The organism is Pseudomonas sp. ADPe (assembly GCF_014843515.1).
Lineage (GTDB): Bacteria > Pseudomonadota > Gammaproteobacteria > Pseudomonadales > Pseudomonadaceae > Pseudomonas > Pseudomonas citronellolis.
Map to the genome: position 1 here is coordinate 2378540 of NZ_CP062122.1, position 24944 is coordinate 2403483.

Consider the following 24944-nt stretch of genomic DNA (forward strand, 5'->3'; position numbering starts at 1 on the left):
GCCGGGGACTCAGATCAGCCCGGCGTCGGCGAGCTTCTGCTCCAGCGCCACCAGGTCGGGGATGCGCACCAGGTCGTCGCCGACGCTCACCGCCGCCAGTTCCAGCGGCGCCAGCTCGGCCTCGGCGCGAGGCAGCTCGGGACCGACCTTGAGCGAACGCGGGATGCCCTGGGCCAGCAGCGCCAGGAACTTCACGTGGGGCCGCCCGCCCAGGGCGTTGAGGACGATGACCCGCGCCCCCGGGCCGACCTGGGCCGCGCCGCCGGAAGCCGCCTCGAAGGACAGCAGCGGCAGGCGCAGGTCGCGCCAGGCCACCTGGCCCAGGTACCAGGCCGGCAGGCCCGGTTGCGCCTGGGGCGCGCGGTAGGCGATCAGTTCGGCCACGGCCACGTTGGGCAGCAGCAGGGTGCGGTCGGCCAGGGGCACCAGCAGCCCGGTCAGGCTGGCGGGCGCCTCGTCGGCGCCGAGGTTGGCAGGGGTGCCGTTCACAGGGGCTTCCTGCGGCAGGGAAAGATCACTCATGACTCCACTCCAGTGGCCGCACACTGCGCGGCCAGGTGTTCGACCAGCGCCGCGGCGAGCTCGCGCGGATCGGCCGAGAAGGTACTGTAGCCGCCCTCGCGCAGGCTGTCGGGCATGCTCGAGCAGGCGCAGCCGTCCGCGCGCTGCGTCCAGATCTCGGCGCCCTGGCGGCGCACGTAGGCGGCCGCGGCGCTGCCGTCGCTGCACATGCCGCTGAAGACTATCACCCCGCAGCGGCTGCCGAACTGCTGGGCGAGGTTGAGCATCATCTGATCGATGGACGGGCTGTAGGGCTCCGGCCAGGCCCGCTGGCCCAGGCGCATGCGGCCATCCTCGGCGAAGCCCAGCTCGTGCTGCACCGGCACCACCACCACTTCGCCGCAGCGCAGCCAGTCGGCGTCGCGGGCGAGGTTGACGCGCCACTGGCTATGCCGCCCCACCGCCTGCGGCAGGCTCTGCTCGAACGACGGGGCGATGTGCTGGGCATAGAGGAAGGCCAGCGGCAGGCCGCCCGGCAGCGCATCGAGGAACGCCTTGACCGCCGCCGGGCCGCCCAGGGATGCGGCCAGCAGCCAGACCTGGCGCGCCGGCTCGCCCACCTGCAGCGGCGAGGCCGCCAGGTCGTCGGGCAAGGCGATGCGGTTGGGCCGCTGGGCCTCACTCAGCAGCGCCTCCAGGCTCTGGCCGACATTGGCGCTGGGGTCGCCCACCAGGCGCCGCAGCTTGCCCACCAGGCGCCGTTCCCAGCGCGGGTAATGCTCGGAAAGCCGCTCGGGGGCATGGCCCTCGCCGAACAGCACCGGCACCTGGGCCTGCTCCAGCAGGTTGTCGAGCAGCGGCGTGTCCTCCTGCTGGGCCAGGTCGACCAGCCACAGGTCGGTCTCGCAGGCGGCCAGCTGAGCCTCGTCCAGGCGCCCGGGGTCGGCGTTGAGCACCACCTGGTAGCCATGCCCGGCCAGCGCCTGCTGCAGCACGTGGCGCTGCAGCGAGGTGTCGGCGATGATCGCGATCCTTGCGCCGCTCTGCTCAGGCATGGGCGGTCACCAGCGCCTGGATGCTGTCGAGCAGCTCGGACTCCTGGTAGGGCTTGCCCAGGTAGCGGTTGACGCCGATGGCCAGGGCCCGCTCGCGGTGCTTCTCGCCGGTGCGCGAGGTGATCATGATGATCGGCAGGTCCTTCAGGCGCTCGTCGTGGCGCACCAGGGTGGCCACCTCGAAGCCGTCCATGCGCGGCATCTCGATGTCCAGCAGCATGATGTCGGGTTTGTGTTCCTGCAGCTGGGCAATGGCGTCCACCCCGTCCTTGGCGGTCAGCACGTTCATGCCGTTGCGTTCCAGCAGGCGGCTGGTGACCTTGCGCACGGTGACCGAGTCGTCCACCACCATGACCAGGGTCGGGCGCTGCTGCTCGCTGTCCGCCTGCGGCGCATTGGGCAGCGCGCGGCGCGGCTGGGCATGCAGGGCGAGGCTGGCCAGGCGGGCGCGGATGGTCGCCAGCAGGTCGAGGATCACCACCACTCGGCCGTCGCCGAGGATGGTCGCCCCGGAGATGCCGCTGACCCCGGCGAACTGCGCGCCCAGGCTCTTCACCACGATCTCGCGGGAGCCGGCCAGGGCGTCCACCTGCACCGCCACCGCGTGTTCCGCGGAGCGCACCAGGATCACCGGCAACGGCAACGACTGGCCCACCAGCTTGGGCTGCTGGCCGTTATTCAGCAGATCGCCCAGGTATTTCAGCTCGTAGTCCTGCCCGGCATATTCGAAGTGCGGCGCATGGCCCTGCCTGCCGCCCTCCTCGTAGAGGGCCTCCAGCTCGTAGGGCGAGACGCGCACGATGCCCTCGATGGTGTTCAACGGCACGGCGTACAGGTCCTCGCCGGAAAGCACCATGAGCGCGCGGTTCACCGATACGGTGAAGGGCAGGCGGATGGCGAAGCGGGTGCCCTGCCCCGTCTCCGAGTGGATGCTCATGGAACCGCCGAGCTGCTTGACCTCGGCGTTGACCACGTCCAGGCCGACGCCGCGCCCGGAAATCTGCGTGAGCTTCTCGGCGGTGCTGAAGCCGGCTTCGAGGATGAACTGCAGCACCTCGTGGTCGGAAAGCTCGGCATCGGCCGCCATCAGGCCGCGTTCGACGGCCTTGCGGCGCACCGCGTCGAGACGGATGCCGCCGCCGTCGTCGGCCAGGCTGAGGAGGATGTCGCCCCCCTCGCGGCCCAGCTCCAGGCGGATGCTGCCGGCCTCCGGCTTGCCGGCGGCGCGGCGCGCGTCGGCGGATTCGATGCCGTGGTCGACGGCGTTGCGCAGCATGTGCTCCAGGGGCGCGACTATGCGCTCCAGCACGGTGCGGTCCATTTCCCCTTCGGCGTTGCCGACGATGAATTCCACCTGCTTGCCCAGTTCGCCGGCGACCTGCCGGACGATACGCCGCAGGCGCGGCACCAGGCGGTCGAAGGGCACCATGCGGGTGCGCATCAGGCCTTCCTGCAGCTCGGTGTTGACCCGCGCCTGCTGCAGCAGCAGGGTCTCGGCGTCGCGGTTCTTCGCGGCCAGGGTTTCCTTGAGGTCGAACAGGTCGGAGGCGGACTCGAACAGCGCGCGGGACAGCTGCTGCAGCTGCGAGTAGCGGTCCATCTCCAGCGGGTCGAAGTCCTCGTAGCCGGCGCGCTCGGCGTCGGCCTGGTGGCGCGAGAGGATCTGCGCCTGGGTCTCGGTGTCGAGGCGGCGCAACTGGTCGCGCACCCGCTCGATGGTGGCGTCCATCTCCGTGAGGGTGGAGCCGACGTCGCTCACCTGTTGCTCGACGCGGCCCCGGAAGATGGAGGTTTCGCCGGCCAGGTTGACCAGGTTCTCCAGCAGCGGCGCCGGGACCTTCACCAGCTCCTGCGGGGCGCGCCGCGCGGCGGCCTGCTGCGCGGCCTCCTGGGCGCGCTGGACGAAGGGCAGCACCTTGGGCGCCTCGCTGCGCGGCGGCTCGGCGACGGCCATGATGGCGCCGGCGGCCAGGACCGGCAGCGGCGGCTCGACCGGCTCCGGCTCGCTGGCGGGCGGCGGCGTGACGGCCGCGGCGCTTTCCGCGGCGGCATCGGCCTCGCCGACCTGCTGGCGCAGGTGGTCCACTTCGTTCTGCAGGCCGTCGAAGCCGGACTGCACGTCGAGCAGCAGGCTGTCCGGCCAGGGCGCGCCCTGACGCTGGGCTTCGGTGAGGTGCTCCTCGAGGTCGTGGGCGAGGTCGCCGAGGGCGTTCTGCCCGGCCAGCCGCGCACCGCCCTTGAGGGTGTGGAGGATGCGCAGCAGCTCGTCGAGGGCGCCGTGGTCGCCATCGGCGTCCCAGCGGCCCAGGGCGTGCTCCATGCCTTCGAGCAGGTCGTCGGCCTCTTCCAGGAAGATGTCGATGATGTCCGCCGCCGGCTCGTCGCCGGCCAGCAGCGACGGCACCAGCGGCTGCAGGCTGACGCTGCTGGGCATGCTCAGCTGTTCGTCGGGGTTGGCGCGGAAGTCGCGGATCGCCGCGATCAGCGACTCGCCCTCGGGAACCGGCCGCCGGCCCTGCACCGCCTCGAGCATTTCCGCCAGGCGGTCGTGGCAGCGCTGGAGCAGGGCGAAGAGCCCGTCGCTGGCGCGCAGGCGCCCGCCGCAGAGGCCTTCGTAGAGGTATTCCAGTTCGTGGGCGAGGTCGCCGATGGGGCGGATCTCGGCCATGCGCGCGCCGCCCTTGAGGGTATGCAGGTCACGCTGCAGGGCTTCGAGCTCGACGCCGTTGTCGACGTTGCCCATCCAGCGTTGCAGCGCACCAGCTGCGCTTTCCAGGATGTCGAAGCCTTCTTCGAGGAAGATGTCCACCAGTTCCTGGTCGTGCACTTCCAGCGGTTCGAACGCCGGTTCCGCCGCGGGCTCGACGTCGTCGGACTGCTCCAGGGCCTGGGCGCTGGGATCGCTTTCCGCCTCATGGAGGAAGGTGGCGAGGTCGATTTCCTCCAGCACCGGGTCGATCGCCTCGGGCGCCGTGCCTTCGGGCTCGGGCTCGGATTCGCTCTCGTCGACGATCGGCAGCGGCGGCTCGTCCGCCAGCGGCTCGGCTTCGGCTTCGGCTTCGGCTTCGGCTTCGGCTTCGGCTTCGGCTTCGGCTTCGGCTTCGGCTTCGGCTTCGGCTTCGGCTTCGGCTTCGGCTTCGGCTTCGGCTTCAGGCTGCGGCTCGGCCGGCGCGGCGGTCAAGGCCGACTCGGGGTTCTGGCGGAAGGCGCGGATGCGCTGGATCAGGGCGTCCGGGTCGGTCAGCGGCTGCCCGGCCTGCAACTGGTCGAGCTGCTGCGCCAGGCAGTCGTGGCAGGCCTGGAGCAGCCCGGCCAGGCCGGGGCCGGCCTGGAAGCGCTGGTCGAGCAGGCCTTCGTAGAGCGACTCCAGCTCATGGGACAGGTCGCCGATCTCGCGAATCTCGGCCATGCGCGCGCCACCCTTGAGGGTGTGCAGGTCGCGCTGCAGGGTGGACAGCGGCGCCGGCGTCTCCGGGGCCTGGCTCCACTGCGCCAGGGCCTGGCCGGCGCTGTCGAGGATGTCCACGGCCTCTTCGAGGAAGATCGCCACCATTTCCTCGTCCAGCGTCTGCACGGGGTTGGCCGCGCGAACGTCTTCCGGCTCGACCGGCGTGGGCTCCTGCGCCTCTGCGGGCGAAGGCGCCTGCCACTGCAGACCTTCGGGCAGGTCTTCCGGCGCGGTGGGGCGGTCAAGCAGCAGCTCTTCGTCCTCCAGCGGGAAATCGTCGGCGGTGAGCTGGTCGAGGTCGATGAGATCGCTCTCGCCGCCGGCCTCCGCCTGCACCGGCTCGGGTGCCTCATCGGCCTCCACGGCGGGCGCCTGGAGCAGGCGCTGCAGGGCCTCGACCTGTTGCGGGCAGGCGCTGACCTGCAACGCCGCGGCCACCTGGTCCATCATGCCGATCAGCGCCTCGTGGGCGTCTTCGGCGGCGCCGAAGAAGTCGTCGCTCACCGCCAGCCGGCCCTGTTGCACCGCGCCGTAGACGGCCAGCAGCGCCTCGCAGAGTTCGGCCATCTGCGGCAGCTCGGCCTGCTGCGCGCCCTTGGCCAGTGTCGCCAGCTCCTCGTGCAGGGCGCCCAGCTCCTGGCCTTCGTGGGGGTGTTCGCGCCAGCGGCCGAGCAGGTCCTCGGCGTCCAGCAGGATGTTCATGCCCTCGGCGAGGAACAGGCTGAGCATCTGCGGATCGCCGCCACTCTCGCCGCTTTCGCCGCGGCGCTTGGCCTCCGCGGCCTCCAGGCGCTCCTGCTGGACCTGGGCGATGCGCTGCAGCAACTCGTCGCCGCCGTCGATGTGCGCCAGCGGACGGCCGGCGTCCAGTTGTTGCAGACCCACCCTGAGCAGGCGCTCGGCCTCGCGCAGCAGCTCGGCCTCGCGCAGGTCGACCTGCAGCAGGTTGGTCTTGAACTCCTTCACCAGCCGCTCCAGCGGCGTGGCGATTTCCGCGATCGGCAGGATGCCGGCCATGTGCGCGCTGCCCTTGAGGGTATGCAGGGCGCGTTGCAGGTCGTCGGTGACCGGCTGGGGCAGCTCGCGGTCGCAGTCGGCGAGGAAGCCGCCGAGGGTTTCCAGATGGGCTTCGGCCTCGTTGCGGAAGATTTCCAGCAATTGCGGGTCGAGACCTTCGTCCAGGGCCGCGGCTTCGACCGCCGGCTCCAGCGCCACTTCTTCGACCTCCGGTGTTTCCCCGCCTTCCGGCGGCGGCACCGGTTCGCCCTTGGCCAGGGCGTGGGCGGTGGCGGCGAGCTGGTCGACGTCGTCGCGCTGGCGCTGCGCGCTGGCGGCGAACTCGTCCACCAGCGCCGGCATCAGCGCCACCACGTCGCCGACTACATGCTGCACCGGCGCGCTGGCCGCGATGCTGCGGTCGAGCACGCGGTTGAGCAGGTTCTCGATGGACCAGGCCAGTTCGCCGACCACCAGCGCCCGGACCATGCGCCCGCTGCCCTTGAGGGTGTGGAAGGCGCGACGGATCTCGGTCAGCGCTTCGCGATCGTCGACGTCGGCCTGCCAGCGCGGCAGGTATTCGTTGATGGTTTCCAGGACCTCGCCGGCCTCTTCGATGAAGACCTCGCGCAGCTCCTCGTCCACCGGTTCCTCGTCGGCCGGCGGCGGCAGCAGGCTGGGCGGCACCTCGCGGGCCGGCGGGTTGATCGCCTGGGCCGGGGTGGCCATCACCTCGGCCAGGGACAGCGGCTTCGCCTCCTCCGGCTCGGCCTCGGGCTCGATCGGCGGTGATGGCAGCTCGACCTCGGGCAGGTCCAGCGCGGCCATGTCCAGGTCTTCCCAGGCTTGGTCCGCGGCGCTGGGCTGCTCGCTGGCCGGAGCCTCGTCGAGGTCCGGGGCCGGTAGCTCGGGCAGTTCTTCCAGAGATGACCCAGGCGCATCGAGCGGGGCATCCAGCTCCAGCGCGGGCAGTTCGTCGCTCGCCGGCGGCTCGTCGGCGAGGGGTTCCAGGCTCCATTCGCCCAGGGCCGATGCGCTATCGCCAGGTTGCGGCGCGTCGAACGCCAGGTCCCATTCGAGTTCGCTGGCCGGCGCCGGCGGGGTGGTTTGCGGCTCGGCCCCGGCATCCAGGGCCGGCAGGTCGTCGAGGGTCCAGGAATCGCCTGCGGCCGCCAGGCCCGGGGCTGCGGGCGCCACTTCGGAGCCGGGCAGCGGCTCCAGGCCGTCCAGGGACAGGCTCTCGTCCAGCGACCAGCTCGGCTCCACCGGCTCGGCGGGCGATTCCAGCGGCGCGTCCAGGCTGAAGTCGACGCCGGCATCGTCGAGCGCCGGCGTCTCGGGCTCGGCCAGGGTCCAGTTGTCGTCGGAGACCAGCAACGGCGCCTCGACGTCCTCGCGGATCGGCGCCGCTTCCTCGGTGGCCGGCAGGTCCCAGGCCAGCTCGTCGCCGGGCTGGGCGAGATCGCCGGCATTGGCCGGTTCCCAGCCGGGCTCGGCGGCGAAGGCCTGGGCGGCCTCGAGCACTATGTCGTCCGGCGCCTGCAGCTCGTCGACGACGCCCTGTTCCGCCAGCACGTCGGCGGCGGCGCTGGTCGCCAGCAGGTCGATTTCCGCCAGCGCCTCGTCCGCCGGGGCGTCGGGCGTCGGCATGTCGAGGATGGAAGGCCGCGGCTTGAGCGGATAGCCCAGCTGTTCCAGGCTCTCCTCGGCGACGTCGAGGATCAGCTCGCCGGAGCTGCCCTGGTCCTCGGAGAGGCGTTCGAGGTAGTACTCGACGCCGGTGATGGCGTCGGCCAGGGTGTCCAGGCTGTGCCAGTCCGGCACCGCCTGGCGCGCCAGCAGCTGTTCCTGGATGTAGCGGTTGCAGGCCTCCAGCAGCCGGGCCGCGCGCCCCTGGTCGATCATTTCCAGGCCGCCGCGGACCTGGGTCAGCAGTTCCGGCACCCGCGCCAGGTGCTCGTGGTTCCACTGCGAGGCGATGAACTCGATGATGGCGTCCTTGGCCAGCTCCAGGCCGTTGCGCGCCTCCTTGATCACCACCTGGTGGATCTGCGCCACGTCGGTGGTCGGCAGGCGGCTCTCCTCGTCGCCGTGTTCCTCGCTGGGCCCGGCCATGCCGGCCAGGGTGGCCTCGACGTAGAGCAGCGCGCCGGCGACGTCCATCAGGGTGGCGTCGCTGGGCTCGCGGCGCCGGTCGGCCAGGGCGCCGACCACTTCGAGCTGGTCGAGGATCACCCGGCGCGGCTGGCCGAAGCCGAGCACCGCCAGGGTGTCGGCGATCTGCTTGAGCGGCGTCACCAGGGCCTGGAGGTCCGCCACCGCGGAGCGGTCGCTGCGCACGAAGAGGTCGAGGCTGTCCTTGACCCGCACCAGTTCCTCGCACAGGGCGCCGACCACCGAGCGCATGGCGTCGCGGTCCGGGCCGGCCAGGCGGGCGCGTTCCTCGTCCACCACGGCGGCGCCGGGCAGCGCCTCGTCGAGGCGGTACTCGTCCTTGACCTCGCGCACCTTGGGCGACTGGTCGGACGCCTTGGCCACATAGAACAGCAGGTTCTTCACCAGTTCGTCGGGCGCCGCCTGGTTCATCCCGTCTGCGCCCTCCTCGACCAGGCGCTTGAACTCGCGGTCGACCTGGCGCAGCAGGTTGCGCACCGTGGTGCCGTTGGCGATGCTGCCGTTGGCCAGGCCCTCGACCATGGCCGAGGCGATGGTCCACAGGCGGCCCAGCGGGGCCTCCCGGCACAGCGACTCGAGGCGGGCGAAGACCCGCGCCATGTAGCCCAGGTTGGTCGGCAGGTCCTGGTTGCGGATCACCCCGACCAGCGCCACCTGCAGCATCTGCCGCAGCTTGCGCAGCAGCGTCGGCAGCTCGGAGGTGCGCAGGCGCGCCAGGGCGTCGTGGGGCAGCAGCGGCTTGCCGCCGGACAGGTCGGGGGCGAACAGGCTGGTTTCCGAGAGCAGCTTCTCGCCGCGGGCGGCGCGCAGGTCGTTGAGCAGCGGCAGCACCACCATCGGCAGGTCGCGGCGCGCGCTCTGGATGCGGTCCAGGTACACCGGCAACTGCAGGATGGCCTGCATCAGCACTTCCAGGGCCTCGCCCTGGCTGGGCACGCGCTGGTCGATCAGCGCCTGGGTGAGCTGCTCCATTTCCTCGGCGAGCAGGGCGGCGCCATAGAACTCCACCATCTGCAGGGTGCCCCGCACCTGGTGGACGTGGGCCAGGCAGAAACCCATGCGCGTGGGGTCCTGCGGGTTCTCGACGAACGCCTCCAGGGCCTGCCGCGCCTGCTTGAGGGTCTCGGCGATCTCGCCTTTCACCCATTCCAGGGCGACATAATCGTGCCGATCACCCATAGCCACTCCACTCATGTGTCTGTGTCATCCCTTCCGGGTAAAGGCCAGAACCCGCTCGTCGGCCACCGGCACCAGGTCCGGGTGCTGCCATTCGGCAACCTCGCCAACGCCTATCACCAGCAGCCCACCCGGCGCCAGGCGCTCGGCCAGGCGGTTGAGGATGTCCCGGCGCCGCCAGCGGCGGAAGTAGATCAACAGGTTCTGACAGAAGATCACGTCCAGGCCGGACATGGGCGCCTGCCCCAGGTCCAGCACGTTCAATCGCGTACAGCACACCCGCTCGGCCAGCTCGGGTCGAACCCGGTAACGGCCGTCGGCCTCTTCCCGGAAATAGCGTTGCCGCAGTTCGTCCTCGACATCCGCCAGCTTGCGCGCCGGGTACAGCGCCTCGCGGGCCTTGCCCAGGGCGCTGAGGCTGATGTCGGTGCCGCTCACCCCATACAGCGACGGCAGTTCCAGCTCGCGCAGCGCCTCGGCGACCACCATGGCCAGCGAGTACGGCTCCTCGCCGCTGGAACAGCCCACGCTCCACAACGCCAGCGGCCGCCCCAGCGCCGGCAGGCGCTCGCGGACGTAGCCGGCGAGCAGCTCGAAGGACGCAAGGTGGCGGAAGAAGCGGGTTTCCTGGACGGTCAGGCGGTCCAGCAGGTTCGACCACTCCACCGCGCCCCGCGGGCCGTCGGTGACCTGGCGGTAGTAGCTGGCGTAGTCGCCGATGCCCAGCTCGCGCATGCGCGCGCCCAGGCTGGTCTGCAGGAAGGTCCGGCGTTGTTCGTTGACTACAACGCCGGTGCGTTCTTCCAGCAGAGCCTGCCAGTCGCGGAACTCCGCCGCCGACATGTCGGCCAACGGCTGCAACGACCAGACGCCAGTTGCCTGCATGTCGCGCCTCTCGCTCAAGACTGTCGTGCGCGGCGCCCTTCAGCCCCGCGCACCTCCGCTCAGGCCCGTTCTGCCAGGTCCGGCAGTTTGAAGCCGGATACCGAGTTGCGCATCTCGCTCGCCATCTTCGCCAGGTTGCCGATGCTGCGCGCAGTGGCGGTGGTACCGGCGGAGGTCTGCGAGGTGATCTCCTGGATCACGTTCATGGTGTTGGAAATGTGGCCGGCGGACGACGCCTGCTGACGGGCGGCATTGGAGATGTTCTGGATCAGCGCCGCCAGGGTCTTGGATACCTTCTCGATCTCTTCCAGGGCCACACCGGCGTCCTGCGCCAGGCGGGCGCCGCGCACCACTTCGGAGGTGGTCTGCTCCATGGAGATCACCGCTTCGTTGGTGTCGGTCTGAATGGTCTTCACCAGCGCCTCGATCTGCTTGGTCGCGGCGGAGGAACGTTCCGCCAGGCGCTGTACCTCGTCCGCCACCACGGCGAAGCCGCGGCCCGCGTCACCGGCCATGGACGCCTGGATCGCGGCGTTCAGGGCGAGGATGTTGGTCTGGTCGGCGATGTCGTTGATCAGGCTGACGATGTCGCCGATCTCCTGGGACGATTCGCCCAGGCGCTTGATCCGCTTGGAGGTGTCCTGGATCTGTTCGCGGATGTTGTCCATGCCGGTGATGGTGTTGTGCACCACCTCGTTGCCCTTGTTGGCGATGGCTACCGAACGTTCCGCCACCGCGGAGGATTCGCTGGCGTTCGCCGATACCTGGTCGATGGACACGGCCATTTCGTTGATCGCCGCGGAGGCGCCGGCGATTTCCTGGGCCTGGTGCTCGGAAGCCTCGGCCAGGTGCATCGCCGTGGCCTGGGTTTCCTGGGCGGCGGCGGCCACCTGCACGGCGGTGAGGTTGATGGTTTCCACCAGCTCGCGGAGCTGGTCGATGGAGTAGTTGATGGAGTCCGCGATGGCGCCGGTGAAGTCCTCGGTCACGGTCGCGGCCACGGTCAGGTCACCGTCGGCGAGGTCGGCGATCTCGTCGAGCAGCCGCAGGATCGCCGCCTGGTTGCGTTCGTTCTTCTCGGCGGTCTCGGCGAGGCGGCGGTTGGTCTCGCGCACCATCACCAGGCCGATGAGGATGATCGAGCCGAGGGCGAGGATGCCCAGGGCGACGCTCGCCACCTGGTTCAGGTGCCGGCCGCCGGCCAGGTTCTCGAAGCCGTCGGCCAGCTTGGAGGCCTTGTCCAGCAGGGTCTGCGAGCTGCTGAAGATGGTGTTGGCGGATTCGCGGACCTGGAACAGTTCCGGCGAGGTCTCGAGGATCTCGTCCACCGAGCCGGAAACGAACTCGAACAGCTCGGAAACCTCGTTGAGGCGGTCCACCGCCTCGGCGTTGGTCACCTTGGAGATGCTCATCGCCGCGTTGCCTTCCTTCATGCCCTTGAGCACCCGGCCGAACAGGCTGGCGTCGCGGCCGAAGCTGTCGGCGGCCTGTACCGAGTTCTCGTCGCCGGCGAGCACCTTGTTCACCGAGCCGAGGATACGTTCGGCGAGCAGCGACTGGCGCTGGGCCACGGCGACCTGGTCGGCCGGCGCGCCGCTTTCCAGGAGGATGTCCACCACTTCCTCGTAGGTCACCTGCAGCTGCGGGATGGTCTCGGCGAGGGTCGCGGCCACCTGGTGCAGCGAGAGCACGGTCTGTTCGCTGGCGAGGATGGAGTCGGTGTTCTTGCGCAGCAGGTCCCAGTCCTTCTGCACGTCGGCCATCTGCGTCTGCACGGCGGCCGGGCTCGGCGGCAGGCCGGTGCTCTCGTCACCCTTGAGCAGCACGTTCCAGCGCTTCTCGAAGTCGTTGCGGGCGTCCTTCAGCGACTTGAACGCCTCGCTCTTGCCCGCCGCGGCTTCCGTGGCGTTCTTGGCGATCCGCTGCGACAGCACGCGCAGTTCGCCGGCATGGCCGATGTACTGCTTGTCGTGGTTCGACTGGGTGTTGAGGTAGGCGAAGTTGGCGAACAGCAGCACGATCGAGACGATCAGGACGATGAACAGCCCCGCGATCAGTGAACTGCTGCGCGCTCCCGCAAAGAGATTGCCTGTCTTGATTTTCTTCATATACGGCCCCCGCCTGGACCCACCACGATTTCGGTTTCCATGTCACGACACGGGCCGGAGGTTCCCGACCCAACCGTTTTCAACTAGCTGGCGACGTCGAGGAAGCCCGGGTGCTGCGCCAGGGCATGCGGGCTGAATACCAGCCAGGGCTGCTCTCGATGGAATACGCCATGAACAAAGGGTTGCAGCGCCGCCTCAAGGGGTGGCAACTGCTCGCTGAAGGCATCCACCGGGAAGTGCTGCATGCCCAGGACCTCATCGACGATGAGCCCGGCGAACACCTCCCCGTGTTCTACCACCAGCACGCGGCGCTGCTTGCGCAACGGCGACAGCTCCGCGCCGAGAAATCCGCACAGGTCCATGATCGGCAGCAGCCGACCGCGGACGTTGGCCACGCCCCGGACCCACTCGCGCACGCCGGGCAACAGGGTGTAGCGCGGCTCGTGGAGCACTTCGCCGACCTCCCCCATGGGCGCCACGAACAGGCGGCCGGCCATGCGGAAGCCGATGCCGTTCCAGCTCTGCACGACCTCGCGCTGCGCCGGCAGGCCGGCAGCCAGGCGACGGCAGCGCTGGTCGATCTCGACGAGAAGCTGGAAGGGACTCTGGACTTCAGACATGCCGGCCCTGGCCTTTTCTAATAGTTATTCGGGCCCCGCCCGGCGTCAGCCGGCGAGTACCGCATTGATGGTCTTGAGCAGCGTTTCTTCGTCGACCGGCTTGGTCAGGTAGTCGCGAGCGCCCTGGCGCTTGCCCCAGACCTTGTCGGTCTCCTGGTCCTTGGTGGTGACGATGATGACCGGGATGGCGCTGGTCTCCGGGTCCTTGGACAGCTGCCGGGTGGCCTGGAAGCCGTTCAGCCCGGGCATGACGATGTCCATCAGGACCACGTCCGGCTTCTCCTGCCGGGCCAGGGCGACGCCGTCGGCGCCGTTCTCCGCCTTGAGCACCTGGTGCGAATGCTTCTCCAGCATCGCGGTCAGCTTGTACATCTCGGTCGGAGAGTCATCAACAATGAGGATTCGAGCCATGGGGTCCCCCAGGAAAAGGCATCACCGGCACGCAGGGCCGGACATCAGGAAGCTTGCTCCACCGGGGTGAAGTCGGGCACGTGGGTCTTGATGGCGCCGAGCAGCTCTTCCTTGCTGAAGGGCTTGGTGAGGTACTGGTCGGAGCCGACGATACGACCCTTGGCCTTGTCGAACAGGCCGTCCTTGGAGGACAGCATGATCACCGGGGTGGATTTGAAGGCGCTGTTGTTCTTGATCAGGGCGCAGGTCTGATAGCCGTCGAGCCGAGGCATCATGATGTCGACGAAGATGATGTTCGGATGGGTGTCGGCGATCTTCGCCAGCGCGTCGAAGCCATCGATGGCCGTGATGACATCGCAGCCGACTTTCTTGAGCAGGGTTTCGGCGGTACGACGGATCGTCTTGGAATCGTCGATGACCATCACCTTCAAACCATCGGAATGCTGTTCCATGTTCGCCCTTTTACCATCTCGGTGAATCGTTACTGTCTTATATTCAGTGCGCTGACGCCCTGCCACCGTTCGGGCTGCGACCCAATCGTCGGAGTCTTTTAGCACACTCTCCCGCATCCATCCATAACACCCCGGATGCGCTGGCTTTTTCCTTGACCGGGCACATATCCGGCGCCACCCTGAGCATCCTTTTCCGCCCTTTTCGGCGCGGTTCGTCGCCGCACCACCCCCTTTCGGAGGACTCCCCATGAGCGTACGCCTGGGCATCGTGATGGACCCCATCGCGAGCATCAACTTCAAGAAGGACAGCTCCCTGGCGATGCTGCTGGCGGCCCAGGCCCGTGGCTGGACGCTGTTCTACATGGAACAACAGGATCTTTACCAGAAAGCGAACGCCGCACGGGCCAAGATCCGCCCCCTGAAGGTCTTCGACGACGCCGAGCGCTGGTACGAGCTGGACCAGGAGATCGACCTGCCGCTCGCCGAGCTGGACGTGATCCTGATGCGCAAGGACCCGCCCTTCAACAACGAGTACATCTATTCCACCTACCTGCTGGAACAGGCCGAACGCGCCGGCACCCTGGTGGTGAACCGCCCGCAGAGCCTGCGCGACTGCAACGAGAAGTTCTTCGCCACGCTGTTCCCGCAGTGCACGCCGCCGACCCTGGTCACACGGCGCGCCGACATTCTGCGCGAGTTCGCCGCCGAACATCGTGACATCATTCTCAAACCCCTCGAAGGCATGGGCGGCACCATGATCTTCCGCCACCGCGAGGGCGACCCGAACCTCTCGGTGATCCTCGAGACCCTGACCCTGCACGGCCACCAGCAGATCATGGCACAACGCTACATCCCGGAGATCAAGGATGGCGACAAGCGTATCCTGATGATCGACGGCGAACCGGTGGAGTACTGCCTGGCGCGCATCCCGGCCCAGGGCGAGACACGCGGCAACCTCGCCGCCGGCGGCCGCGGCGTGGCCCAGCCGCTGACCGAGCGCGACCGCTGGATCGCCCAGCAGGTCGGCCCGCAACTGCGCGAGCGCGGCCTGCTGTTCGTCGGCCTGGACGTGATCGGCGACTACCTCACCGAGATCAACGTCACCAGCCCGACCTGCATCCGCGAGATCGACAAGGCCTACGACACCCGCATCGGCGAGCGCCTGATGGACGCCATCGAGGGCAAGCTCAAGGCCCGTGCGGCGGCGGCGCAAGTTTGACGCAGCCGACAACTTGACGCTTGCCGCTTGCAGGCGGCGGCCGGGGAAAGCAGACTTCGCCCACCCCGGCCAACCCTATATGCAATGAACGCTGCAACCTCCCCCCAAGCCTTCCCGTCCTCCGGCGTCCGCCCGGCGGACCGCCTGGGCTTCACCCTGTTCGTGGCGGCGGTGCTGCATGTGGCGCTGATCCTCGGCGTGGGCTTCTCCATGCCCCACCCGAGCCAGCTGAGCAAGACGCTGGAAATCACCCTGGCCACCTTCAAGAGCGAGAAGAAGCCGGAGAAGGCCGACTACCTGGCGCAGATGAACCAGGAAGGCAGCGGCACCCTCGAGCATAAGGCCATCCCCAAGACCACCGAGCAGGCGCCGTTCCAGGACAGCGAGGCGAAGAAGGTCGCCCCGCCGCCGACGCCGAAGCAGGCCAAGGAGGCGGAATCGCCGAAGACCGCCGTGGCCACCAAGGCGCCGAAGCCGCAGAAGGTCCAGGCCAAGCCGCAGAAGCCCAAGGCCGAGCAGGTCGCCCAGCCGGCGCCGCAGTTCGACTCCAGCCAGCTGTCGGCGGAAATCTCCAGCCTTGAGGCGGACCTTGCCAAGGAGCGCCAGGCCTACGCCAAGCGCCCGCGCATCCACCGCCTGACCGCCGCCTCGACCATGCGCGACAAGGGCGCCTGGTACAAGGAGGAGTGGCGCAAGAAGATCGAGCGCATCGGCAACCTCAACTACCCCGACGAGGCCCGCCGTCAGCGCATCTACGGCAGCCTGCGGCTGCTGGTGTCGATCAACCGCGACGGCTCACTGTACGAGGTGCAGGTGCTGGAATCTTCCGGGCAGCCTCTGCTCGACCAGGCCGCCCAGCGCATCGTCCGCCTGGCCGCGCCCTTCGCCCCGTTCAGCGGCGACCTGGCGGACATCGACCGCCTGGAAATCATCCGCACCTGGCGCTTCGAGCGCGGCGACCGCCTGTCGAGTCGATAGCCCCTCCGGGCGGCTTGCAGGCCGCGCGCCCAAGCCTGAAACTAGCGCCATGAATACAGCGCCCACCTACCTCAAGCACCATTTCCTGATCGCCATGCCGCACATGGCCGATCCCAATTTCGCCCAGACCCTGACCTACCTGGTCGAGCACAACGAGCAGGGCGCCATGGGCCTGGTGATCAACCGCCCCAGCGGCCTGAACCTCAGCGACGTGCTCGAGCAACTGCGCCCCGAGCCCCTGCCGCCGGCGCGTTGCCAGGGCATCACCGTCTACAGCGGCGGCCCGGTGCAGACCGACCGCGGCTTCGTCCTGCACCCGGCCGGGCAGCTGTTCCAGGCCACCCTGGAGCTGGGCGAGCTGAACCTTTCCACTTCCCAGGACGTGCTCTTCTCCATCGCCGACGGCAGCGGCCCCGCGCAGAGCGTCATCGCCCTCGGCTACGCCGGCTGGGAAGCCGGCCAGCTGGAGGCCGAGCTGGCCGACAACGCCTGGCTGACCTGCCCGGCGGACCTGGAAGTGCTCTTCGACGTGCCCGCCGAGCAGCGCCTGGCCGCCGCCGCGCAGCGCCTGGGGATCAACCTCAGCCTGCTCACCGCCCAGGCCGGGCACGCCTGATGGGCGCGCCGCGCCTGCTGCTGGGCTTCGACTACGGCACCAAGCAGATCGGCGTCGCCGTCGGCCAGGCGGTCACCGGCCAGGCCCGCGAACTCTGCGTGCTCAAGGCGCAGAACGGCGTGCCGGACTGGAACCGCGTCGAGGCGCTGATCAAGGAATGGCAGCCGGACGCCATCGTCGTCGGCCTGCCGCTGAACATGGACGGCACGCCCAGCGAGATGAGCGAGCGCGCCGAGAAGTTCGCCCGCCGCCTGCACGGCCGCTACAACCTGCCGGTGCACACCCACGACGAGCGCCTGACCACCTACGCCGCCAAGGGCGAGCGCCTGGCCCAGGGCCAGCGCGACGGCTACCGCGAACGCCCGGTGGATGCCCTGGCCGCGGCCCTGCTGCTCGAGGGCTGGCTGGAGGCCCACGGCGGCGCTTGACCTGCGGCAGTGCCGGCCGCGGCACACGCGCTAATCTTGAGCGGGTACCCGCCGCACACGGGCGCCCGAGGAATCCACGGCGGCCCAGCCTGGACCGCCACGAGTCATCCAGGAGATGTCATGAACCTGCCCAGTCCCGCCGAACTCCTGCCGCGCATGGCCACCGACCTGCGCAACCACCTCGCCGAGCGCGGCATAGACACGCCGCGCTTCGTCGGCATCCACACCGGCGGCATCTGGGTCGCCCAGGCCCTGCTCAAGGAACTGCACAGCGAGGAAATCCTCGGCATCCTCGACGTCTCCTTCTACCGCGACGACTTCACCCGCAGCGGCCTGCACCCGCAGGTCCGTCCGTCGGAACTGCCGTTCGAGATCGACGGCCAGCACCTGGTCCTGGTCGACGACGTGCTGATGAGCGGCCGCACCATCCGCGCCGCGCTCAACGAGCTGTTCGACTACGGCCGCCCGGCCAGCGTGACCCTGGTCTGCCTGCTGGACCTGAACGCCCGCGAGCTGCCGATCCGCCCCGACGTGGTCGGCCAGACCCTGTCGCTGGCCCCCAATGAAAGGGTAAAATTGCGCGGTCCCGCACCACTCGTCCTCGAGCGCACTCTCATCAGCGCGCTCTGAACGCGCGCGCCACCCTTTCCACCATTCAGGGCCTGCCCCATGCCGACAGACGCCAAGCGCCCGCTGCAGCTCAACGACCAGGGCCAGCTGCGCCACTTCCTCTCGCTCGACGGATTGCCCCGCGAGCTGCTGACCGAAATCCTCGACACCGCCGACTCCTTCCTCGAAGTCGGCGCGCGCGCGGTGAAGAAGGTCCCGCTGCTGCGCGGCAAGACCGTGTGCAACGTGTTCTTCGAGAACTCCACGCGCACCCGCACCACCTTCGAACTGGCCGCCCAGCGCCTGTCCGCCGACGTCATCACGCTGAACGTGTCGACCTCTTCGACCAGCAAGGGCGAGACCCTCACCGACACCCTGCGCAACCTCGAGGCCATGGCCGCCGACATGTTCGTCGTGCGCCACAGCGACTCGGGCGCGGCGCACTTCATCGCCGAACACGTCAGCCCCAGGGTGGCGGTGATCAACGGCGGCGACGGCCGCCACGGCCACCCGACCCAGGGCATGCTCGACATGCTCACCATCCGCCGCCACAAGGGCAGCTTCGAGAACCTCTCGGTGGCCATCGTCGGCGACGTCCTGCACTCGCGGGTGGCGCGCTCGAACATGCTGGCGCTGAAGACCCTCGGCTGCCCGGACATCCGCGTCATCGCCCCGCGCACCCTGCTGCCGATCGGCCTGGAGGAGGTCTACGGGGTGAAGGTGTTCACCGATGCCAACGAAGGCCTCAAGGACGTCGACGTGGTCATCATGCTGCGCCTGCAGCGCGAGCGCATGCAGGGCGGCCTGCTGCCCAGCGAAGGCGAGTTCTTCAAGCTCTACGGCCTGACCCAGAAGCGCCTGAAGCTGGCCAAGCCCGATGCCATCGTCATGCACCCGGGGCCGATCAACCGCGGCGTGGAGATCGAATCCGCGGTGGCCGACGGCGAGCAGTCGGTGATCCTCAACCAGGTGACCTACGGGATCGCCATCCGCATGGCCGTGCTGTCCATGGCCATGAGCGGGCAGAACGCCCAACGCCAGCTGGAACAGGAGGACGCGCAATGACCGTCAGCATTCACGGCGCCCGCGTCATCGACCCGGCCAGCGGCCTGGACCAGGTCTGCGACGTCCATATAGAAGCCGGCAGGATCATCGCCCTGGGCCAGGCCCCGGCCGATTTCCACGCCGCCCAGGAGCTGGACGCCGCCGGCCTGATCGCCGCGCCCGGCCTGGTGGACCTGAACGTGGCCCTACGCGAGCCGGGCTACAGCCGCAAGGGCAACATCGAGAGCGAAACCCGCGCCGCCAGCGCCGGCGGCGTCACCAGCCTGTGCTGCCCGCCGCAGACCAGGCCGGTGCTGGATACCCCGGCGGTGGCCGAGCTGATCCTCGACCGCGCCCGCGAGGCCGGCAATGCCAAGGTCTTCCCCATAGGCGCGCTGACCCGCGGCCTGGCCGGCGAGCAGCTGTCCGAGCTGGCCGCCCTGCGCGACGCCGGCTGCGTGGCCTTCAGCAACGGCCTGGCGCCGCTGGCCAGCAACCGCGTGCTGCTGCGCTCGCTGGAGTACGCAGCGACCTTTGACCTGACGGTGATCTTCACCTCCCAGGATGCCGAACTGGCCCAGGGCGGCCTGGCCCACGACGGCCCCACCGCCAGCTTCCGCGGCCTGGCCGGCATCCCCGAGAGCGCCGAGACCGTGGCCCTGGCCCGCAACCTGCTGCTGGTGGAGCAGAGCGGCGTGCGCGCGCACTTCAGCCAGCTGACCAGCGCCCGCGGCGTGGAGATGATCGCCCAGGCCCAGGCCCGCGGCCTGCCGGTGACCGCCGACGTGGCGCTGTACCAGTTGATCCTCACCGACGAGGCCCTGGCCGACTTCTCCAGCCTCTACCACGTGCAGCCGCCACTGCGCTCGCGCAAGGACCGCGACGCCCTGCGCGAAGCGGTGAAGAGCGGCGTGATACAAGCCATCGCCAGCCACCACCAGCCCCACGAGGCGGACGCCAAGAACGCCCCCTTCGCCGACACCGAGCCGGGCATCAGCAGCGTCGAACTACTGCTGCCGCTGGCCATGACCCTGGTGCAGGACGGCCTGCTCGACCTGCCGACCCTGCTGGCGCGCCTGACCACCGGCCCGGCCGCCGCGCTGCGCCTGCCGGCCGGCCGCATAGCGGTGGGCGAGGCGGCAGACCTGGTGCTGTTCGAGGCCGAGGGCCAGACCCTGGCCGGCGAGACCTGGTACTCCCGCGGACAGAACAGCCCGTTCATCGGCCACTGCCTGCCGGGCGCGGTGCGTTGCACGCTGGTGGATGGGCATATCGTGCATGCCATCTGAGCCTGCCCAGGCATGAAGAAGAAGCCCGCCATCCGGCGGGCTTTTTCTTTTCCTGTAGGAGCGAGCTTGCTCGCGAACGGGGCTTGCCGGGAGCTTTCGGGGCTGGGCTTTAGAGCGCCCTCTCCCTAACCCTCTCCCTGAAGGGAGAGGGGATCGTTGGGCAGAGTTGGATGTGCTGGCGTCAGCCGGCTAGCACAGAGACTGCCGGCTGAAACCAGGCCTTCTCTCGGCACGAACAAGCCCCCTCTCCCTTCAGGGCGGGGCGCGCAGCCGAGGGCTGGGGAGAGGGAACGGAGGTGACCTCATGCACAGCATCGCCGAGAGGCACCGTTCGCGAGCAAGCTCGCTCCTACGAAAAGCGTCGGCCTCTAGATCCTCGCCAACGCCTGCGCCAAATCCGCACGCAGATCCTCGACATCCTCCACCCCCACCGACAACCGCACCAGCGCATCGCCTATCCCCAGTTCAGCCCGGGTAGCCGGCGGAATGGTGGCGTGGGTCATGATCGCCGGGTGCTCGATCAGGCTCTCCACCCCGCCCAGGCTCTCGGCCAGGGCGAAGATGCGCACGTTCTCCAGGAAGCGTTTCGAGCCGGCCAGGTCAGTGGCCAGGTCCATCGAGATCATCCCGCCGAAGCCGTTCATCTGCCGCTTGGCCAGTTCGTGCTGCGGGTGCGAGGCCAGGCCCGGGTAGTGCACCCGCGCCACCTGCGGCTGGCGCTCCAGCCACTGGGCCAGTTCCAGGGCGTTGGCGCAGTGCCGTTCCATGCGCAGGGCCAGGGTCTTCACCCCGCGCAGGGTGAGGAAGGCGTCGAAGGGGCCGGCGATGGCGCCCACGGCGTTCTGCAGGAAGCCCAGGCGCTCGGCCAGTTCCGGGTTGTCGCCGACCACGGCGATGCCGCCGATGACGTCGGAATGGCCGTTCAGGTATTTGGTGGTCGAGTGCACCACCACGTCGAAGCCCAGCTCCAGCGGACGCTGGATGCGCGGGCTGGCGAAGGTGTTGTCGGCCACGCAGAGGATGCCGCGGCTGCGGCACAGGCGGGCGATGGCCTCCAGGTCGGCCAGGCGCAGCAGCGGGTTGCTCGGCGTCTCGATCCACACCATGCGTGTTTCGGGGCGCAGCGCGGCTTCGATGGCGCCCATGTCGGTAAGGTCGACGAAGCTGAATTCGTGCCCGGCGCTGCGCCGGCGCACGCGCTCGAACAGGCGGAAGGTGCCGCCGTAGATGTCGTTGCCGGACACGATGTGCGAGCCGGCATCGAGCAATTCCAGGGTCGCCGAGATGGCCGCCAGCCCGGAGGCGAAGGCGAACGCCTTGCTGCCGCCCTCCAGGTCCGCCACGCAGCGCTCCAGGGCCCAGCGCGTGGGGTTGTGCGAGCGCCCGTAGTCCAGGCCCTTGTGCACCCCGGGGCTGTCCTGCAGGTAGGTGGAGTTGGCGTAGATCGGCGGCATCAGCGCGCCGGTGGAAGGGTCGGGCGCCTGGCCGGCGTGGATGACCCGCGTGGCGAAACCGCGGGGGGCTTGGGAATCCTGGCTCATGGGAGCGTTCTCCGGAGGTGGTTGAGCAAATCGAAACGGGTGATCAGGCCATGGAAGCCCGAGGCGTCGGCGATGATGGCGACCAGGCCGCGGTCCAGCTCGGCCTGCAGTTCGGCCAGGCTGGCGTCCGGGGCCAGGGTTTCCAGGCGGGTGGTCATGGCGCTGGCCACCGGCTGGCGGAAGTGGCTGGCGTCGGCGTGCACGCCCAGCAGGATGTCGGATTCATCGATGACCCCGACCAGCTTGCCGTTGGCCAGCACCGGCAGCTGCGAGACGTCGGCCAGGCGCATGCGCTGGAAGGCGGTGAGCAGGGTGTCGTCCGGCCCCACGCTGATTACCCGGCCCTCCTCGAAGCGCCGCGCGATGATGTCGCGCAGGTCGCCGTAGCGCTTGCGCTGCAGCAGGCCCTGGTCGGTCATCCACTGGTCGTTGTAGACCTTGGACAGGTAGCGCGTGCCGGTGTCGCAGACGAAGCTGAGCACGCGCTTGGGCTGCGTCTGCTCGCGGCAGTAGCGCAAGGCGGCGGCCAGCAGGGTGCCGGTGGAGGAACCGCCGGGAATGCCCTCGGCGCGCAGCAGTTCGCGGGCGTGGGCAAAGCTTTCCTCGTCGCTGATGGAATAGGCGTGGCGCACGCTGGAAAGGTCGGCGATGGAGGGAATGAAGTCCTCGCCTATGCCTTCCACCGCCCAGGAACCGACCTCGCCGAGGGTGCCGTCGCGCACGTAGCCGGCCATCACCGAGCCCACCGGGTCGGCCAGGACCATTTCCAGGTTCGGCTGCACCTGGCGGAAGAAGCGCGTCAGCCCGGTGAGGGTGCCGGCGGAGCCGACGCCGACGACGATGGCGTCCAGGTCGTGGCCGGTCTGCTGCCAGATTTCCGGGGCGGTGCTGGTCTCGTGGGCCAGGGGGTTGGCCGGATTGTTGAACTGGTCGGCGAAGAAGGCCCCGGGGATTTCCGCGGCCAGGCGCGCGGCCACGTCCTGGTAGTACTCCGGGTGGCCCTTGCCGACGTCGGAGCGGGTGATGTGCACCTCGGCGCCCATGGCCTTGAGGTGCAGGACCTTCTCGCTGGACATCTTGTCCGGCACCACCAGCACCACCCGGTAGCCCTTGGCGCGACCCACCAGGGCCAGGCCCAGGCCGGTGTTGCCGGCGGTGGCCTCGACTATGGTCCCGCCGGGCTGCAGGCGGCCGTCGCGCTCGGCGGTCTCGATCATGGCCACGCCGATGCGGTCCTTGATCGAGCCGCCGGGGTTCTGCGATTCCAGCTTGAGGAACAGCGTGCAGGGGCCGGTATCGAAGCGGCTGACCTGCACCAGCGGCGTGTTGCCGATCAGGTCGAGTACGGCAGGACGAAGTTCGTTGCTCATGGCATCCACTCCTTGTCGGCGCCGCGGGGATCGCCCGGCAGCGCGCCTTTATGGTCTTCCTGACCATAGGCCGGCGGCGCGCCCATCGCCATGCCGGCTGACGAAAAAGCCCGCCGGTGGGCGGGCTTTCTGGCAAGGAACGCTTACAGCCGCTGCGGGCCGTTGCGCTCGGAGACCTGGGCGTTGAGCGTCCAGAAGTCGTAGAGCACGCCGAGGAAGAACAGGCCGCCGGTGCACAGGTAGAGGATGCCGGTCAGCCACTTGCCCATGTACATGCGGTGCACGCCGAACACACCGAGGAAGGTCAGCAGTATCCAGGCCACGTTGTAGTCCAGGGCGCCGCTGCGGTAGCGCAGGTCGGCCTCGTCGTCCATCGAGGGGATCAGGAACAGGTCGATGATCCAGCCGATGAAGAACAGCCCGAGGGTGAAGAACCAGATGGTCCCGCTGACCGGCTTGCCATAGTAGAAGCGGTGCGAACCGGTGAAGCCGAAGATCCACAGCAGGTAGCCGATGACCTTGCTGTGGGTGTCGGGGGTATTGGGCATGGAGCGCTCCTTGGCGGGGATTCCTGGATTCGACCGACGCGATCGCGGCGGGTTTGCCGCCACTGTAAGAAAAGTCTCGGGGAATACAAAGCCGCTGACAGGCTTTTCGGGCAAAGGACCGTAGGGCGCATAACGCCTATGGCGTTATCCGCCGTTTGGCCTTGGCCCCCGGCGACTCCAGGGTTGACCTGGGCGCGGGCCGAGGCCTCCGTGTATCGGCGGATAACCGCGAACGGTTATTCGCCCTACGCTCCGGCGTTCACGATAATTGCGGGTTGCGGCGAGGGAGCTGCTCAGCGGAAGCGGCGATTCGGATCGTCTTCGCTCAGCTCCAGGGTCAACCCCTGAGTCATGCTCGACAGATGATCCGCATCGGTCTCCGACCCAAGCTTGATCATCAACCGCAGATCGTTGGCCGAGTCGGCATAGGCCAGCGCATCCTCATAGGTGATCTCACCCTGGGAATAGAGCTGGTACAGCGCCTGATCGAAGGTCTGCATGCCCTGCTCGGTGGAGCGCTTCATCAACGGCTTCAGCTCATGCACCTCACCCTTGCGGATCAGGTCAGCGGCCAGCGGAGTATTCAGCAGCACCTCGATCACCGCGCGGCGGCCCTTGCCGTCCGGGGTCGGCACCAGTTGCTGGGCGACGATGGCCTTGAGGTTCAGCGACAGGTCCATCCAGATCTGCTGGTGCCGGTCGGCCGGGAAGAAGTGGATGATCCGCTCCAGCGCCTGGTTGGCGTTGTTGGCGTGCAGGGTGGCCAGGCACAGGTGACCGGTCTCGGCAAAGGCCACGGCATGCTCCATGGTCTCGCGCGAGCGCACCTCGCCGATCATGATCACGTCCGGCGCCTGGCGCAGGGTGTTCTTCAGCGCCACCTCGAAGGTGTCGGTGTCCAGCCCCACCTCGCGCTGGGTGACGATGCAGCCCTGGTGCTGGTGGATGTACTCGATCGGGTCCTCGATGGAGATGATGTGCCCGGTGGAGTTCTTGTTGCGGTAGCCGATCATCGCCGCCAGCGAGGTGGACTTGCCGGTACCGGTGGCGCCGACGAAGATCACCAGCCCGCGCTTGGTCATGGCCAGTTTCTTGAGGATCTCCGGCAGCTTGAGGTCCTCGATGGTCGGGATGTTGGTCTCGATGCGGCGCAACACCATGCCCACCAGGTTGCGCTGGTAGAAGGCGCTGACGCGGAAGCGCCCGATGCCGCGGGCGCTGATGGCGAAGTTGCACTCGTGGTGCTCGGCGAAGTCACGGCGCTGCTGCTCGTTCATCACCGCCAGCACCGTCTCGCGGGTCTGCTCGGGCGACAGCGGGGTCTTGGTCACCGGCAGCACCTTGCCGTTGACCTTCATCGACGGGGGCACGCCGGCGGTGACGAAGAGGTCCGAGGCGCCCTTCTCCACCATCAGCCGCAGAAGCTTCTCGAATTCCATGATCGATCCAACCTGATTCGTTCACGCACTGTGCGA

At 68.8% G+C, this 24944-nt stretch carries 19 protein-coding genes; 7 read left to right on the forward strand and 12 right to left on the reverse strand.

Annotated elements, in window-relative coordinates:
• Nucleotides 1–9: 9 nt before the first annotated feature.
• The 8 genes from IG194_RS10895 to pilG form a co-directional block, all read right to left on the reverse strand.
• The gene (locus IG194_RS10895) at nt 10–522 is read right to left on the reverse strand and encodes a chemotaxis protein CheW (protein WP_058072684.1); all 513 of its coding nucleotides are present in this window, start codon (nt 520–522) and stop codon (nt 10–12) included.
• Complete coding sequence (locus IG194_RS10900; RefSeq protein WP_009615262.1) at nt 519–1556, reverse strand: chemotaxis protein CheB; 1038 nt, start codon at nt 1554–1556, stop codon at nt 519–521. Before IG194_RS10900 ends, IG194_RS10895 begins: the two co-directional genes overlap by 4 nt.
• Complete coding sequence (locus tag IG194_RS10905; protein WP_058487691.1) at nt 1549–9354, reverse strand: Hpt domain-containing protein; 7806 nt, start codon at nt 9352–9354, stop codon at nt 1549–1551. The genes IG194_RS10900 and IG194_RS10905 overlap by 8 nt, the downstream gene beginning before the upstream one ends.
• A gap of 24 nt (nt 9355–9378) precedes the next feature.
• Nucleotides 9379–10236: a protein-glutamate O-methyltransferase gene (locus IG194_RS10910; RefSeq protein WP_009615260.1), complete on the reverse strand. Its 858-nt coding sequence runs from the start codon at nt 10234–10236 to the stop codon at nt 9379–9381.
• 59 nt (nt 10237–10295) lie between these two features.
• Entirely contained in the window at nt 10296–12344 is a 2049-nt protein-coding gene (locus IG194_RS10915) for a methyl-accepting chemotaxis protein (RefSeq protein ID WP_043269485.1), read from the reverse strand.
• 83 nt (nt 12345–12427) lie between these two features.
• The gene (locus tag IG194_RS10920) at nt 12428–12964 is read right to left on the reverse strand and encodes a chemotaxis protein CheW (protein WP_009615258.1); all 537 of its coding nucleotides are present in this window, start codon (nt 12962–12964) and stop codon (nt 12428–12430) included.
• Nucleotides 12965–13009: 45 nt separating this feature from the next.
• Nucleotides 13010–13375 (reverse strand): twitching motility response regulator PilH, encoded by a 366-nt coding sequence (pilH, locus tag IG194_RS10925; RefSeq protein ID WP_009615257.1) that lies wholly within the window; start codon nt 13373–13375, stop codon nt 13010–13012.
• 44 nt (nt 13376–13419) lie between these two features.
• Nucleotides 13420–13827, reverse strand: coding sequence for a twitching motility response regulator PilG (pilG, locus tag IG194_RS10930; protein ID WP_009615249.1), 408 nt, complete (start codon nt 13825–13827; stop codon nt 13420–13422).
• A 247-nt stretch (nt 13828–14074) separates the two neighbouring features.
• On the opposite strand from pilG, the gene gshB reads away from it, so the two are divergent.
• The 7 genes from gshB (at nt 14075) to IG194_RS10965 (ending at nt 20010) form a co-directional block, all read left to right on the forward strand.
• Entirely contained in the window at nt 14075–15046 is a 972-nt protein-coding gene (gshB, locus tag IG194_RS10935; protein WP_043317848.1) for a glutathione synthase, read from the forward strand.
• Between the two features lie 84 nt (nt 15047–15130).
• On the forward strand, nt 15131–16024 hold the full coding sequence (locus IG194_RS10940; RefSeq protein WP_009615247.1) for an energy transducer TonB: 894 nt from the start codon (nt 15131–15133) through the stop codon (nt 16022–16024).
• A gap of 49 nt (nt 16025–16073) precedes the next feature.
• Nucleotides 16074–16640 (forward strand): YqgE/AlgH family protein, encoded by a 567-nt coding sequence (locus IG194_RS10945; protein ID WP_009615246.1) that lies wholly within the window; start codon nt 16074–16076, stop codon nt 16638–16640.
• Complete coding sequence (ruvX, locus tag IG194_RS10950) at nt 16640–17068, forward strand: Holliday junction resolvase RuvX (RefSeq protein WP_009615245.1); 429 nt, start codon at nt 16640–16642, stop codon at nt 17066–17068. The genes IG194_RS10945 and ruvX overlap by 1 nt, the downstream gene beginning before the upstream one ends.
• Nucleotides 17069–17188: 120 nt before the next feature.
• Complete coding sequence (gene pyrR / locus IG194_RS10955; protein ID WP_009615244.1) at nt 17189–17698, forward strand: bifunctional pyr operon transcriptional regulator/uracil phosphoribosyltransferase PyrR; 510 nt, start codon at nt 17189–17191, stop codon at nt 17696–17698.
• Between the two features lie 39 nt (nt 17699–17737).
• Complete coding sequence (locus tag IG194_RS10960) at nt 17738–18742, forward strand: aspartate carbamoyltransferase catalytic subunit (RefSeq protein ID WP_043269491.1); 1005 nt, start codon at nt 17738–17740, stop codon at nt 18740–18742.
• Complete coding sequence (locus IG194_RS10965; protein ID WP_058487692.1) at nt 18739–20010, forward strand: dihydroorotase; 1272 nt, start codon at nt 18739–18741, stop codon at nt 20008–20010. The genes IG194_RS10960 and IG194_RS10965 overlap by 4 nt, the downstream gene beginning before the upstream one ends.
• A gap of 368 nt (nt 20011–20378) precedes the next feature.
• Here IG194_RS10965 and IG194_RS10970 read toward each other — a convergent pair whose 3' ends face one another.
• The 4 genes from IG194_RS10970 to IG194_RS10985 all read right to left on the reverse strand — a co-directional run bounded on the left by IG194_RS10970 (nt 20379) and on the right by IG194_RS10985 (nt 24908).
• Complete coding sequence (locus tag IG194_RS10970) at nt 20379–21551, reverse strand: cystathionine gamma-synthase (RefSeq protein ID WP_058487693.1); 1173 nt, start codon at nt 21549–21551, stop codon at nt 20379–20381.
• Entirely contained in the window at nt 21548–22921 is a 1374-nt protein-coding gene (locus IG194_RS10975) for a pyridoxal-phosphate dependent enzyme (RefSeq protein WP_058072678.1), read from the reverse strand. The genes IG194_RS10970 and IG194_RS10975 overlap by 4 nt, the downstream gene beginning before the upstream one ends.
• Before the next feature lie 143 nt (nt 22922–23064).
• Nucleotides 23065–23469 (reverse strand): NINE protein, encoded by a 405-nt coding sequence (locus IG194_RS10980; protein WP_043269499.1) that lies wholly within the window; start codon nt 23467–23469, stop codon nt 23065–23067.
• Nucleotides 23470–23762: 293 nt separating this feature from the next.
• A complete protein-coding gene (locus tag IG194_RS10985; protein ID WP_009615238.1) occupies nt 23763–24908 on the reverse strand; it encodes a PilT/PilU family type 4a pilus ATPase in 1146 nt (381 codons plus the stop codon).
• Nucleotides 24909–24944 lie beyond the last annotated feature (36 nt).

Bases quoted from the DNA above. Each gene is read 5' to 3' on its own strand.
- IG194_RS10895 (WP_058072684.1), bottom strand. From the start codon at position 522: ATGAGTGATCTTTCCCTGCCGCAGGAAGCCCCTGTGAACGGCACCCCT.
- IG194_RS10900 (WP_009615262.1), bottom strand. From the start codon at position 1,556: ATGCCTGAGCAGAGCGGCGCAAGGATCGCGATCATCGCCGACACCTCG.
- IG194_RS10905 (WP_058487691.1), bottom strand. From the start codon at position 9,354: ATGGGTGATCGGCACGATTATGTCGCCCTGGAATGGGTGAAAGGCGAG.
- IG194_RS10910 (WP_009615260.1), bottom strand. From the start codon at position 10,236: ATGCAGGCAACTGGCGTCTGGTCGTTGCAGCCGTTGGCCGACATGTCG.
- IG194_RS10915 (WP_043269485.1), bottom strand. From the start codon at position 12,344: ATGAAGAAAATCAAGACAGGCAATCTCTTTGCGGGAGCGCGCAGCAGT.
- IG194_RS10920 (WP_009615258.1), bottom strand. From the start codon at position 12,964: ATGTCTGAAGTCCAGAGTCCCTTCCAGCTTCTCGTCGAGATCGACCAG.
- pilH (WP_009615257.1), bottom strand. From the start codon at position 13,375: ATGGCTCGAATCCTCATTGTTGATGACTCTCCGACCGAGATGTACAAG.
- pilG (WP_009615249.1), bottom strand. From the start codon at position 13,827: ATGGAACAGCATTCCGATGGTTTGAAGGTGATGGTCATCGACGATTCC.
- gshB (WP_043317848.1), top strand. From the start codon at position 14,075: ATGAGCGTACGCCTGGGCATCGTGATGGACCCCATCGCGAGCATCAAC.
- IG194_RS10940 (WP_009615247.1), top strand. From the start codon at position 15,131: ATGAACGCTGCAACCTCCCCCCAAGCCTTCCCGTCCTCCGGCGTCCGC.
- IG194_RS10945 (WP_009615246.1), top strand. From the start codon at position 16,074: ATGAATACAGCGCCCACCTACCTCAAGCACCATTTCCTGATCGCCATG.
- ruvX (WP_009615245.1), top strand. From the start codon at position 16,640: ATGGGCGCGCCGCGCCTGCTGCTGGGCTTCGACTACGGCACCAAGCAG.
- pyrR (WP_009615244.1), top strand. From the start codon at position 17,189: ATGAACCTGCCCAGTCCCGCCGAACTCCTGCCGCGCATGGCCACCGAC.
- IG194_RS10960 (WP_043269491.1), top strand. From the start codon at position 17,738: ATGCCGACAGACGCCAAGCGCCCGCTGCAGCTCAACGACCAGGGCCAG.
- IG194_RS10965 (WP_058487692.1), top strand. From the start codon at position 18,739: ATGACCGTCAGCATTCACGGCGCCCGCGTCATCGACCCGGCCAGCGGC.
- IG194_RS10970 (WP_058487693.1), bottom strand. From the start codon at position 21,551: ATGAGCCAGGATTCCCAAGCCCCCCGCGGTTTCGCCACGCGGGTCATC.
- IG194_RS10975 (WP_058072678.1), bottom strand. From the start codon at position 22,921: ATGAGCAACGAACTTCGTCCTGCCGTACTCGACCTGATCGGCAACACG.
- IG194_RS10980 (WP_043269499.1), bottom strand. From the start codon at position 23,469: ATGCCCAATACCCCCGACACCCACAGCAAGGTCATCGGCTACCTGCTG.
- IG194_RS10985 (WP_009615238.1), bottom strand. From the start codon at position 24,908: ATGGAATTCGAGAAGCTTCTGCGGCTGATGGTGGAGAAGGGCGCCTCG.